We start from the raw sequence: 13385 nt of genomic DNA on the forward strand, positions 1-13385 counted from the left end.
TTTCAGGATATAACTAGACTCGCGTTTCTAAAACAGAATTAATAACTTCCCTTGACGAAAATGGCGAGAAATGTTCAATTCGGATGTTGTCAGTAATTTGCGGCCTTGATAAATCGTAGTTGTGTTTCATATATTGCCATCCCCTCCAGATAGAAACAGAACTTACTTTAAGACCAACAGTCTGAGTCCCTAAATAGAACCACCCCAGAATATCAGCCGTTCTTTCATCAACAAATTCTGAAGCGATGCTACTACCAATTCCGGCAACGCCTGTTACAACCCCAGCCCCAGTCAGAAGTATGTCAATAGTTGTAAGCTCCCCCGTTAAGCTGGTGAATCCATTTAGGTAAACATTTGTATTTTGTGCCCCGGTGGATGCACCCTGAACTGTCAGTCTTTTTGATACAAACGAAGATATCGTTGAAGTCCCCCCCGAAATCAGGCCTGCAGCGCCAAATCCCGTACTAATCCAGCCAAGGATTGATGATGCCTCCGAATTTTTTTCCGACAATGCTAATGATGCTATGGTCAAAACATCACTGACTGCTCCCAGCGCCACCGAAATAGCCGCGACCTTTGAACTCACAGCCATAGAAGCGAGTAATGCGGAGCTTGCCGCAACAGCCGGAATAGCTGCACCAAATGACAGTATCGCTAACAATAAACTGACAGAAGCGAGTGTGATACCAATAATACTTGCAGTGCTGAGATGCCCATTCAGATCCATACGGTTCACAGGATCACCCAGAGAATAAATATAAGGGTTAATGCCGCCTACACCAAAGGGGCTCCAGCTATCCGGACTGTGAAAACGCATTAAGGCAGGATTGAATACGCGGTAACCATTGCCCAGGAAATACCAGCCGGTAACCGGATCAATCTGTGCACCAGCCATACCAGGAGACGCTGAAAGTAAGCTGCGGAAACCATAAGGCGTATGGCTAAGATGGAGAACTTCATTGCCAGACTGAGCAAGACAGGGAGTCCCGTTAGTCAGCAAACCGTATTGATAATCCTTTTTCTGCTGGCCAGTAACACAGGTATGCCCAAGACGCTGATGCGTGTTGTCATCCAACCATGTCAGTTTTTCATCACCAATTTCGGCATTGGAAATACGTTGCTTAGCATAATGAGAGCGGTTAGTTTTACCGTCAGGAAGTATCTGAGCAATCAGCTTATCCTGCGCATCATATTGATATCGACAGACCAGTTCATTACGCTGACTCCAGACCTCTGTCAGTCTGTTTTTGCTGTCATAAACCAGTGTTTGCCTTTTTTCATCACTGATCAGGTTACCATTATCATCGTAACGTAGTTCAACAATATAATCACTACCGGTCACAAATCGCAATTGTGTTGGATCGGACTCGCTGTATTCATAAAAAACCGGTTCGGTAATCGAGCCATAGGTGTTATCAAGCCGTACAATATTCCCCCATTGATCATAATGATAACGTTGACCTGAAAGTATTCGACCCGTGCTGTCAGCTGGCGCTTCGATACCGGCACAATGATAATTTTGCAGACGGCCATGACTGTCATATTCAAATCGTTCATTATTCAGAACAAGGCTGTCCCTGACTAACAGACGCTGACTGAGCCGACCTTCTGGCGTATATGATTGTGTTAGAATTTCGGCTGAGGTATGGGTGCTGTATACCCGACGTATTTCACGGCTGAACTCATCATAATCGATAGTTGTCGTTAGTTTGGAGTGCCCACCCTGTACTTCAGTTCGGATTAGTCGGCCAAACCCATCATAGTGATAAGTCGCTGACTGTTCATCCTGCCTGGAGCGCTGTAATCTCCCGTAAACATCATAATCATAGAAATGCTCATTTCCCAATGCATCACGATAATATTGCAAAGCACCGGACATGGAGTAGCGATAATCACAGGATGAAACCACCTGTCGGTTCTCAGTGATTTGTTCTTTTTTTACCACTCCCGACGGATAATATTCATACTGGTTGTCGACATTGTTCTCTGAGGCATTTTGCAAATTTGCTGTTTTAGAGAAATAAGAGAAATTTTGATTAAGTTGTGGTGTCTTAATACGGCTTAGCACACCGCCTAAGTGATACTGATAGCTCCGGGACTGGTTACTCCCTGAAGGAGTAGTGATTCTTTCCGGTAAAGACTCTCCCTGATTATAACCATATTGCGTTAACCTGCCGCCCACCGTGTCGCGCACTGTACGTCCCAGGCCATCATACGACGCTTCACCATACTGCCTGTTATTTACCGAAACAGAGGCAATATACTCAGCAGCAGAAAAAGGAGCGTAAGTAGAATCCAGCTGAGTACCATCAGGCAGAATTTTACGAATCAACCGATCAAAGATGTCCCACTCATAGCGAATGACGGCGCCATTATTGTCAGTTTCTAAAATTTTACGTCCAAATCCGTCATACTCAACGATTGTTCGCGCATAGACCGTCTCATTCTGCTTAAGAATGTGAATAGTTTCAGGCTTACCAAACAGGTTTTTTTTACTGGTGACATTCCCCAACCCTTGTAAACCCTGCCGGGAAACCATGGTAACGGGATCATAACTGTCTTTCTCCACCCGGCCATCATCATATGATGTAGAGATCAATCCTCCCCATCCATCATACAGATGATGCTTCGTCTGGCGATACGGTTGCGCCAGACGTTGCGGAGAAGCGGAAGATAAATCCCATAACCAGTCGGTTTCCGTTTCAGTCACGACCAGACCCTGAACATTAAACTGTCGGGAAAACGTTTCACGATAGGTGCCGGTGTAACTGCCGGAAGAGAGGAATGCATCGTCATCCTGTTCAGCAATTGAAACAACCCTGCCCATCCCATCATAGGAAATTTGTCGGCTGACACCATCCGGTGTGGTTTCAGTCATAACAGGCCAGTAATTGCCTTGCCCGGCCGCGGGGTACTGATAAGAATAGTGACGCTTAACTTCCTGCGCTGTTCCGGCGGAAATAATCTCCTCACTCAGCTGCCCTTCTGGCGTATAACGGTAATCAATAGTCGTCCCGTTTTCATCGACCGCGCGCAATTGTCTGCCGGAAAGGAAGGCTGTTGTTTCTGAAGTCTGCTTCCGCGCGCCATCATGGCCAGTGACAGTTTCAGTACGGGTCATGCTTGCCGTTGTAAACTGGTAGCCGAAGGTCGATGAGGTGGCCAGATTATTCATCGAAGAATCAATACGGGCCAGCAAACTATGTTGACGCTGTGTGGGGGTGTTCGTGTAACCGTATCTTTTAGTCAGGAGTCCGAAAATCTCTTCCTGGGCCAGACAAACATATCCACTCAGCAACGGAACTCCACTGAATGCAGGCAGATGCTGCCAGCTGAAGCGGGTGACTTTATCTGCTGCGGTTCCATAAGCCGCTTTCCTGACTGTGGATTTTAAAAAACGAGAGAAGCCGAGCGGATCGGCAGGACAATTATTTCCCTCTCCCGTCGCAGGATAATAATCATTAATCTCTCGGGTTCCATCCGCATGGGTGGTCTGTAATGTATTGCCCCACTGATCGGTTTGATAGTCTTCCTGCTCTTGGCGGGAGGCCCCGGAAATTAAATCTGTATAGACAGTAACAATCCTGGAAATTAATTGCAAATTGGCTGGCTGCTGATAATAATTTACCCCAGCCGTTTCGTTGTAACTTAAATCTCGCGTCAGTCGTTTGCCGTCCTCTGTTTTCTCTTCTTTAATTAACAGATGGAAGCGGTTAAAAGTGCGTTCGGTGCTGGAAATAACATTTCCATTTTCAACTACTCGCTCGGTAGATGAGTAGTTGTAAGTGCCGCTGACTAAATATAAATTATCTTGGTCCCGATCAATCTGACTTTTCCCTGAAAAGAATCCAGTGAAATTTAGGGTGGGACTATATTGGTAGTTTTTCAGGATGGCTGGCTGCCCATTGCCTGGAAATGCATTTAATGCCACTACACACGGGATGGTGCTGGTATTGGTGATCCTCATGCCTGTGGCATTATACTGAATCTGTTCAATATAACCAGAAGGAGTCCGGTAACGTTCAATTGCAAGGAATGAATTTTGTAACGTAAGATAGTTAAAAACATAACCAGCCGAAGGGCGAACAGATGAAGAGAAGGGAATGCTGATACCGGTGAGTCGGTTATTACTATAATCCAGCACAATTCTCTGCATAATACCAAGGTCATCGGGATATTCAATCTGACTACAGGTCACACCAATATAGGATAACCGCAGTACGACAACATTTGTCTGACGATGCCTGATCTCCGTCAGGCAGGGATTTCCCGCAATGATCGGCCCATAGGTGAAGTCATATATTTCACCATTTTCAAAAGTGACTGACGTAGTAAGCGCCAGCTGGCTGCTCAAATACCTTCTTTCTAGAGTCTCAACCGTACCATCTTTATGGTAAACATAATAAAGATTAGTACTTTGAGAAACCAGCCTGACATTTTTTAATTTTCTATCCCGCAATATCACTTCTCTACCAGCAACAACAGCCTCACTTTTAAAACTTTCTCCACTGTACCTTGTAAATAGACGATTTTGTAAATCATAGCGCGTAGAAGACAGAGTCCAGCCAGTACCAAATCCATTATTCAGACTGTTAAACATTGAGAAGGATAAGGTAAGTGGATATGTAGCCCCTTTCATATTAAAAGGGCTCAACGAAATCAGCTCCAGCGAAGCTGAATATTGTCCAGTTCTTGGATCCACCCCCGTAGAAACAGATGAACCAAAATTAAATGCATTAGAATATAATTCGCTCATACCTGAAAGCCTTAATTTTATAAAGTTACACTAAGCCATTGTCATCACAAATGACAATGGCTTGTTTTCCGTTAAAAAAGAATTAATTACCAATTCGGTTTAGTGATAATGTTCTTCCAGTGTCTGACTCTGAAATTCTGAAAACATGTTCGGTACCATAATTATCAATCATTGTAATATCATGAGAGCCGGGACGCATTTGCGACGTCCACGAACAACCAGTGACATGAAGGATATCAGCACAAATTTGTCTGTCAGTAACAGTCACACTATAGCTAAAATCCCAGACACATCCGGTACCTGGGGTTGTATATTCTCGAGCATTTGTGCGAGTTGTTCCCACAGGATAAACCCTACCTTGGGTCAGAAATCGGTTATTCTCATGGGTATTACCAAGGCTGTAAATACGTCTGTGTTCATTACCGCGATTTCGAGACATTGAACGCAAATTGTGCGGTAATATCCATGTATACAAAAAAATCCTTTGGTGGTGAACATCCCATTTTGTGACATTTTCCTCTCTATTTTGCAACGTCGTTATTTCAGGAATAATATTATTAATAATAACAGGACTGATCGCCTGCAGAGAAATTGAACTGTTAAATATATTGTTGTTATTATCTGACATGTTCGTTGTCAGCGTCATGGTATTGTTCAGTATCCCCCCATCCTCCATAACATCAAATTGCATAGTCGCCATCAACTGCTGCGTACCTGTCGCTGAACTACTGATATAAAAGTCAAACGTATCTGGAACATTATTGACATTAAATGGGTCTGTTGGGTTGGTCATCTGAACTTCGGCTACTGAATTTTCGCCTGTTCGGCATTCCTGGAAAAAAAACGTACTATCTCCAGGTTTTCGTATATCCTCTTCTGTCTCGACTGGCAGCCAGCGTGTAACAGGTTGTGATAATGTGGTTCTAATCAAACCAAGATCATATATATTGCGTGTATTTGTGCTGGACCAGCCGGCTGGCATGCTGAGATCATTAACATTCAGGGAAGAAGAAAAAGCCACAGGCCGGAGTGAGCGCTTTTCCCGGTCACTTAATGGGACTTTCACCATGTTCCAGTTGCTGTCCTGCCCCTGCTTAAGCACTGAAATACGAATCTGGCACTGGTGTCTGCCGTTAGCATAGAAGTTTTCGGATAACTTTTCAATTTTAAAGGTAACTACTCGTATATTAGTGATACCATTCAGATTGCTAATCATAACGTCTCCGGATCGTAATTATTTGTTTAAGAAATAATATCAATTTCAAAACCATAATAAGGTGGTTTAAATTCAGTGATAGTATTTACCCTATATCTCTGTCCCATCTCATCATCCCGGTTAGTCAATGTTCTGGAAATAAAATCACCGTATAACCCTTTAGCCTGAAAAATAAATTGTGTTGTATCTGGATTTATCGAAACGTAATAACAGAGAGCTTTGCGAATTGTTGTGATAAACAAAGGCCCCAATTCCGGAGATGAGAATGTCAATTCATCTCCTCGCAACATCCCCATATAATTATTTTTGCTCAATTTATAAAGATTGATTTCACGATACTTCCTTCTCATCAGAAAATGAGCACCATCATCAATGAAATAAAATTTTGGTGATTTATCGCTGTTTAACAAGTGTTCTGGTAAAACGAATTCAATAATCAGCTGTTCATCACCGATAAGCAAAGGGAGAAATTCCTTCCCCTTTTCAAAATAACTGAGCCGACCAACCCATCCAGAACCTGTGGCATTTTTATACAGAGCTTGGGCATGCCCCTGACTTAATATATTCACTATAACCTCACTAAAATTATATTGTAATTGAATCACTGACTAATTTCAGATACTACGTAATTAACCAGTTGTTCAAGAGTGCTAATTTCATGTCGAATGAAAAGTTCTTCACTGATATTGACACGATACAAATCAAGTATAAAAACCTGAATTTCGACATAATCCAGACTATCAAAGTTTAAATTTTTGAATGAAACACCCATCGATATTTTATCCGCTTCAATATCTTTCATGGATAAAATTCTCATTTTAACAGCTTCAAAAACATCATGACCTGTCAATTCTTCCCTCCTCTGCAGGATATAAAGATATCACTGTTGTTCTGCATTTCAGCATTAACACCCCATCAAAATGACATTCATAATAAAATAACCTGAGATATTTACACCTTTTCTCATCATAAGACTGACACACCGAAAGCATAATCGTAATATCTCCCGGATTACTCATTAAGTTGCGCCATAAGAAAGGGGTACTTATCCACAATGCAGATTGATTAATTTGCAGTGTGTTCGTTTCCCTCAGGAAATTTTTCAAATCTGAAAATTTAAAATCATATAAATTAAGAAAACTACGAGAGTGAATAACCTTACGGAAAGTTAACGCACAGATAAAAGTGCGATAATCTGCTTCTTCATTAAAAAGCGAAAGAAACTCAAGATAAAAATTATCTATCTCAGCCCGGGTAACAATCAGTTTTTCCGCAATCTGTTCCTCTCTCAGGTATCGTGTACGTAAAGGTCTGTCATTATAAATAATATTTCCCGTGATATTGTCCTGCCCGTTAGGATCACTTACCTTTAGCTTTCTGTTTCCTGGATCATATGAAAGATAATATTTATTTTCAGTACACACATGCTGACGAAAAAGCAATTCAATCCCTGCTGCCTTCGCCTCATTGGCTGCCTGGGTGGCTAATAATTTTTCCATAATAGCAACAAAAATAAGCATCCCCTGTACCGGATTTTGTGCATCACAGTTCCTGTAATGCACAGGATTTATGTCCCCGGAAAAATCCGACCACTTAACAATATCGTTCTGCCTGAAGAGAAACATACACTACTCTACCTTTGCAATAACCAGTGCTGCATTATGACCACCGAATCCCGCACTGAGATTCAACGCCACTCGTGGCGAAAGGCCGGAAAGATGTTCATTTGGTAAATAATTAAGATCACATTCAGGATCAGGACGATGCAGATTGATCGTTGCGGGTAAAATGTCGTCATTGATAGCCTTAACACAAACTATCGTTTCAAAACTTCCGGCGGCACCAACTAAGTGACCCGTATACGATTTTGTGCTGGAAACGGGGATTGCATAGGCTCCCTTACCAAATACTTTTTTGATCGCTCTTGTTTCATAGAGATCATTCAATTGTGTTGACGTACCGTGCGCATTAATGTAATCGACCTCACTGGTCGAAAAGCCAGAACGCTCAATGGCCATTTTTATCGTATTAGTCAGTGAAGCCATATTTTCGTCTGGACGAGTAATATTCACGCCATCGCCATACTGCGCATAGCTTTTAACTTCAGCCAGAATGGTAGCACCACGGTCCAGAGCTGATTCATACTCTTCCAGACAAACCACAGCACTCCCTTCCGCCAGCACAAAACCGGAACGATCCAAGCTAAACGGGCAGGATGCTTTTTCCGCATGAAGGCTTTCTTTAGACAATGCTTTCAATATATCTATACTCCAGATATTGAATGCTGTTCTTAATGACTCGGCCCCCCCTGCCAGCATACATTTCGCACGTCCTGAGCGGATAATTTCAAACGCATCGCCAATTGCCATTGTCCCGGTAGCACAAGCTGCCATGATGGTATTTTGATATCCCTTCAGGCCATACATCATGGCACAGGCCGCAGTCATAGAACCGGCCATGGTTATCAGATTACTTTTGGGATGCGTAATGCCAGCTGTAGAAAACTGACTCGCAAAATTATAGACATTGTCCAACCCCCCCCAACCACTTCCAAGAATGACACCACAGTCGAAATTATCGTAGTAGTCTGTCGGCATGGCGTGAGCGCCAAAAGCTCTGGTAACAGCTTGTCTGCAGCTTTCCAGGGCCAGTTTTCCGCATTCAGGTAAAAAATGAGTCAGTGACTTTGGTAAATGGCTGAACCGGCCAGGGTCCGGCGGTAAAAATGAAAAAAAACGTGCTGTGATATTTGTATTGTCAAACTCTACCGGTGAAAAAAATAGCTTCTTTTCTTTTATGCTTTCCCAGCACTCATCAGCATTTTTACCACCAGCATTGATGGCACCCATTCCGGTTATCACTACCCTTTTTTCATCCATCTTCACTCACCTCAATCGGTTGGCTTATGTTATTACGACCGAACACTACATTCAGTGTTGAAACATTTACAGGAAACATTAAGTCTTTTTTAATGTATTTTCCCCATGCACGTTCAACGTTTCCCACTCCGTTAATCACTGTTACTACTCCAGTTATATCAACTCTTAATGCTGACATTTGTTCTCCTTCAGAAAATCTTGAAATCCCGTTGCAGCGATTGAATATTTCAGTTATGACTTAACTTGATCATTTTCACGATGTAAGTCGATATGTCCAATCAGTACTAAGGATGAACATTAACGGATAAATACATAAGCATACTCTACATACTTTTTCAAATATCCATATTACAACAAATATCCATTGTTATTTGAATCGACTATTGATCCATAAAGTTACATTCATTGTAATAGTGACAACTAGAGCGCTGCATATAAAGGCTCCAATCGCTCGCTCATCAGTATAAACTCCGGGAACAAACTCATTGAAAACCATCAAAGTTAAATCAGATCCTATCATACCAATAGTAAATGAAATGAAAAATGCAACAGGCCTCTGACTGCGATTGAAATGCTTTTGATTGAGCATAAAGCAAAGCGCCCCAGACAAAGATGCCAGGATTACCGCCATGTCTAAATCACTGATTGCGGAAATCATATACCCCTCTTTCAACACGTTTAATGGTCGACGCCCGAAGATAAATTTTTGTCCTGTTAAGGGCCTTTTCTGAGTTGTGTTCAACTTATTTAAAGCTAGACGTAAAACTAAAAAAACAAAAACTGTTATTATCGATCAGTAACATCAAAATCAATAGGCAAAGACTATCAAGCTTGAGTTAACGATCGGTTAAAGTTATATATTTGTATGATTAATTCCTATAACCTACTGATTTGTATATCTATATAAATAAACTGCAAATGTAAATACATAATCCTTTTGGCATAAAAACTCTTAAATAGAGGTATGCCGGCACTCAGCGAGAGTTATAAGAGTAACACAACGCATATCTGTATTTTGTTGATGTTTCGTTTAGAAAATTCTGTCAGTCAATCGTCATGCATCAGTTATTCTTTGTAAATTTCAATAAAAGATTCAGGCCATGTGGACTTAATCAACAGCTCATACTATTAATAATATGTGGGCAGTATATAGCTTCATGGAGAATCTGCTTTTTTAATGGTTAAAACCCACTTTTAACTGTGGGTGGTATCATGAAAAAGTAGTGGTGTTTTATAGCCGCATCCTGAGTTCATACCTTCAACCTTGATTAGTGATGTATAGAATGGGATAACATACATCATGTTATTCCTTTATAAGATAATATTGCGTCATAGCACTTACCTTAATGATTTAACTATATAGTGAGGGGCGACACATGCCATATATCTCCGAAGAACAAACGGGTGACATTCACCTTTGTGCGTTTTTAGATATGATTTCATGGTCAGAGGGAACGTGTAATACCATCCATTCTTTGACTAAAATGGATGGGTATGATGTGATTGTTACAGGTAGTGATGGTTCGGAGATTTTCTCTGATTTTAGTTCACATCCCTTCAGTGGAGGGAGAGCACCAAAACATATTACAGGTTCCCTTTTTTCCAGCGCATCAGGGCGATATCAATTCCTCAGAACCCACTGGGAACATTACAGGAATCAGCTTAAATTGCCTGACTTTGGCCCACTGTCACAAGATTTATGGGCAATACAACTTATTCGTGAACGCGGGGCTCTGTCTGACATCAAAGAACTGCGGATACGGGAGGCTATTTCAAGAACTGCAAATATCTGGGCCTCTTTTCCTGGTGCGGGTTACGGGCAGCCTGAGCATAAAATGGATCAGCTACTTGTCGTTTTTGACACCGCACTGAATAAGTTAAAAAAACAGCCTTCAACAACTCCGAATGAGGTGGGAGATATACCCTCGGAAGTGGTCAGCATTTTTGATGAGGTAAAAAATATGGCCGAAAACATCCAAAAGATCCGTGAACTGATCGAAATGCATCTTAGTCATAAAGAAATTCTTGATGAATGACCTTTGTTCTATGAACAAATGGATACAGATACTGCCATGCCCTTGTGAGGACCGATTATGCCGTTACCATTGGCTTTCGCACTTTCGCTGGCAGTAACTGCGTCTGGCCGATCCTATGATGAGGTATAATGCTCAAATTTGTTATGTCAGTATAAGATGGCATCAATGCCTGACTAACGCGCCCGTCGGACTGTTCAGCCCCACGTGAGGTCAAATCCTTGGGGTTGAATGGAAGCCAGTTAATGCCCAGCCTGCTGCCGTTCGGTTAGAGGATTTGAGAAAAGATTACTCAGTGGCGGATCAGCGTCAGGTCGTATTCGCTCAGACCCGTCATTTTCATGACGGTATTATGGTCGATGCCGTTCTGCAGCATAGTACGGGCAACTTCCAGCTTGATGATTAGGAAACTGAATCATCTTTTTAGAATTTCCTGATCATGAACAGAAGTGTCAACAATGCAGTAATGATGGGCCATCGGGAACGTTATGGCGAAAAATGCTATTTTCGACCAGCTTTTAATCTGAAAGCTGTTTTTCAGACGCACCTGTCCCGCATTCTGTGCAGAAGCCATCGTTTCCGGTCAATATTATGCAGCCTCTCTGCCACTAACTCCACGGCCTGCCTGTGTACTGCTGAAGCTTAGTCGGTTGCCGCATAGAAGGCATTTGTACGGATCCGTGCGCAGGAATGCCTTAATCAGCGCGGCGAAGCCCGGCTGCTCTGATTTTTTTTCCTCACCTCCATCTCCAAGGTTTCATACACTTTGGCAACAACTCTCCCCGTTTACGGTTTGACAAAAAACCGTAGTAAAGCACCATCTTAAAATGCTTCTCCGGGATATGACTGATATAGCGTACGATCATCTCCTCCTGAGTCAGCGTCTGCTGGCGGTACTGCTGAGTCCGGTGGTCGTAATAATGGTGCACCGCGACATCGCCGCTGTAGTGCTTCAGCTTCGCCGCCGACACCGGCGGTCGCTTCAGGTACCGCAGTGCTGTTATTATTTACGCCGCTGAACATCATAATACGGGGCAATAAAATGCTTAAAGAATGGATATGCCACATTTGACCAGATCACAGCCTCAAAGCTTACTGTCCAGTGCCATATTGAACAGAGCTAAATGAATCGCCACGGATAATCTAGACACTTCCGAGCCGTTGATAATACTGCTTTTCATTTTCTGCCGGTGACATCTGATTGCTTGAACCATGCCGACGCTTACTGTTATAAAACATTTCGATGTAATCAAAAATATCGCTGCGGGCTTCTTCCCGTGTTCCGTAGATCTTTTTCTTTGTCCGTTCGCGTTTCAGCAACTGGAAAAAGCTTTCTGCAACCGCATTATCGTGACAGTTACCGCGACGGCTCATGTTCCCTTCCAGGCCGTGTGCTTTCAGGAACGACTGCCACTCATGACTTGTGTACTGACTGCCCTGGTCCGAGTGAACCAGCATCTGTTTTTGGGGATTACGCCGCCATACAGCCATCAGCAGTGCGTTCAGGACAATGTCCTTTGTCATCCGTGATTGCATTGACCAGCCGATAATTTTGCGTGAGAACAGATCAACAACCACAGCACGATACAGCCAGCCTTCGTGGGTCCTGACGTAGGTTATGTCCGTTACCCAACGCTTATCCGGAGCATCCGGATTGAACTGTCGCTGGAGCCTGTTGGGCGATACGATACTGGCCTCGCCTTTGCGTGCCCGCGGGCTACGGTACCCGACCTGAGCCTTTATCCCGGCACGATTCATCAGTCGCCAGACTCTGTTCACTCCTCACTGTTGCACGCTATCCCGCAAGTCCAGATGGATCTTGCGATAACCATAAACGCAACCGGACTCCAGCCAGAACTGTTTGATCTGTCCCGTCAGTCTCAGATCTACCTGATGGCGCTGAGAATACGGTTGCTTAAACCAGGCGTAAAAGCCACTGGGATGAACATCCAGCACCCTGCAGAGCAGACGAACAGGCCAGCAACGGGAGTTGTCACGAATAAAGGCGTACCTCAGTCGGACAGCTTTGCGAAGTACGCCGCGGCTTTTTTTAATATGTCCCGTTCGTCAGTAACCCGCTTCAACTCCTTCTGGAGTCGGCGGATCTCGGCCTGAGCATCTGACTGTTTTTTATTAGTGGATGAGTCCGGACCGTACTTCTTTACCCAGGCGTAAAGACTGTGGGTGGTGATATCGAGACGTGTTGCAACGCTGGAAACAGAATGACCGCGATCAATAACCTGTTTGACTGCTTCAATTTTAAACTCTTCGGGATAACGTTTACCGCTCATGGGCACCTCTCGTTAAGTCATCTTAAATGACTCCGAGGTGTCTGTTAAACCCGTGGCGATTCAGTTAATGATTTCATGGGGGACTATTAAAGTAGGGATAACTCGATGAAATTAGATGGCATTTTATGGAGTGATGGTTCGGCGTGAAAAAGAACATAGTCATACTAAACTTTGGTTTAACTCAAAGCATCAGTTCTAAACTGCTGAAGT

At 43.1% G+C, this 13385-nt stretch carries 8 protein-coding genes and 4 pseudogenes; 1 reads left to right on the forward strand and 11 read right to left on the reverse strand.

Going from position 1 to position 13385, the window contains the following annotated elements; genetic code table 11:
• Positions 1 to 13 precede the first annotated feature (13 nt).
• The 8 genes from L6R44_RS11655 to L6R44_RS11690 all read right to left on the reverse strand — a co-directional run bounded on the left by L6R44_RS11655 (position 14) and on the right by L6R44_RS11690 (position 9509).
• On the reverse strand, positions 14 to 4756 hold the full coding sequence (locus L6R44_RS11655) for an RHS repeat-associated core domain-containing protein (protein WP_153682267.1): 4743 nt from the start codon (positions 4754 to 4756) through the stop codon (positions 14 to 16).
• Between the two features lie 82 nt (positions 4757 to 4838).
• Entirely contained in the window at positions 4839 to 5972 is a 1134-nt protein-coding gene (locus L6R44_RS11660; protein ID WP_153682268.1) for a hypothetical protein, read from the reverse strand.
• 26 nt (positions 5973 to 5998) lie between these two features.
• Positions 5999 to 6577 (reverse strand): hypothetical protein, encoded by a 579-nt coding sequence (locus L6R44_RS11665; protein WP_153682269.1) that lies wholly within the window; start codon positions 6575 to 6577, stop codon positions 5999 to 6001.
• Positions 6574 to 6822: an acyl carrier protein gene (locus L6R44_RS11670; protein WP_153682270.1), complete on the reverse strand. Its 249-nt coding sequence runs from the start codon at positions 6820 to 6822 to the stop codon at positions 6574 to 6576. The genes L6R44_RS11665 and L6R44_RS11670 overlap by 4 nt, the downstream gene beginning before the upstream one ends.
• On the reverse strand, positions 6809 to 7597 hold the full coding sequence (locus L6R44_RS11675) for a hypothetical protein (RefSeq protein WP_237424296.1): 789 nt from the start codon (positions 7595 to 7597) through the stop codon (positions 6809 to 6811). The genes L6R44_RS11670 and L6R44_RS11675 overlap by 14 nt, the downstream gene beginning before the upstream one ends.
• A gap of 3 nt (positions 7598 to 7600) precedes the next feature.
• Entirely contained in the window at positions 7601 to 8851 is a 1251-nt protein-coding gene (locus tag L6R44_RS11680) for a beta-ketoacyl-[acyl-carrier-protein] synthase family protein (protein ID WP_153682272.1), read from the reverse strand.
• Entirely contained in the window at positions 8844 to 9029 is a 186-nt protein-coding gene (locus L6R44_RS11685; RefSeq protein WP_153682273.1) for a hypothetical protein, read from the reverse strand. The genes L6R44_RS11680 and L6R44_RS11685 overlap by 8 nt, the downstream gene beginning before the upstream one ends.
• A 189-nt stretch (positions 9030 to 9218) precedes the next feature.
• A complete protein-coding gene (locus tag L6R44_RS11690; RefSeq protein ID WP_153682274.1) occupies positions 9219 to 9509 on the reverse strand; it encodes a putative holin in 291 nt (96 codons plus the stop codon).
• Between the two features lie 718 nt (positions 9510 to 10227).
• Here L6R44_RS11690 and L6R44_RS11695 point away from each other — a divergent pair.
• Positions 10228 to 10719 (forward strand): annotated as a pseudogene (locus L6R44_RS11695) (glycoside hydrolase family 24 protein); the annotation flags it as partial.
• A 457-nt stretch (positions 10720 to 11176) separates the two neighbouring features.
• On the opposite strand, the pseudogene L6R44_RS11700 reads toward L6R44_RS11695, so the two are convergent.
• The 3 pseudogenes from L6R44_RS11700 to L6R44_RS11710 form a co-directional block, all read right to left on the reverse strand.
• Positions 11177 to 11278: pseudogene (locus L6R44_RS11700) on the reverse strand (ISNCY family transposase); the annotation flags it as partial.
• Between the two features lie 143 nt (positions 11279 to 11421).
• Positions 11422 to 11876, reverse strand: a pseudogene (locus tag L6R44_RS25010) (transposase); the annotation flags it as partial.
• Between the two features lie 151 nt (positions 11877 to 12027).
• Positions 12028 to 13175, reverse strand: a pseudogene (locus L6R44_RS11710) (IS3 family transposase).
• Positions 13176 to 13385 lie beyond the last annotated feature (210 nt).

This window comes from Enterobacter cloacae complex sp. ECC445 (assembly GCF_021892025.1).
Taxonomy (GTDB): Bacteria; Pseudomonadota; Gammaproteobacteria; order Enterobacterales; family Enterobacteriaceae; genus Enterobacter; species Enterobacter chengduensis.

What these genes read in the sequence shown, in the direction of transcription:
- L6R44_RS11655 (WP_153682267.1), bottom strand. Translation starts at nt 4,756, where the DNA reads ATGAGCGAATTATATTCTAATGCATTTAATTTTGGTTCATCTGTTTCT.
- L6R44_RS11660 (WP_153682268.1), bottom strand. Translation starts at nt 5,972, where the DNA reads ATGATTAGCAATCTGAATGGTATCACTAATATACGAGTAGTTACCTTT.
- L6R44_RS11675 (WP_237424296.1), bottom strand. Translation starts at nt 7,597, where the DNA reads ATGTTTCTCTTCAGGCAGAACGATATTGTTAAGTGGTCGGATTTTTCC.
- L6R44_RS11680 (WP_153682272.1), bottom strand. Translation starts at nt 8,851, where the DNA reads ATGGATGAAAAAAGGGTAGTGATAACCGGAATGGGTGCCATCAATGCT.
- L6R44_RS11685 (WP_153682273.1), bottom strand. Translation starts at nt 9,029, where the DNA reads ATGTCAGCATTAAGAGTTGATATAACTGGAGTAGTAACAGTGATTAAC.
- L6R44_RS11690 (WP_153682274.1), bottom strand. Translation starts at nt 9,509, where the DNA reads ATGATTTCCGCAATCAGTGATTTAGACATGGCGGTAATCCTGGCATCT.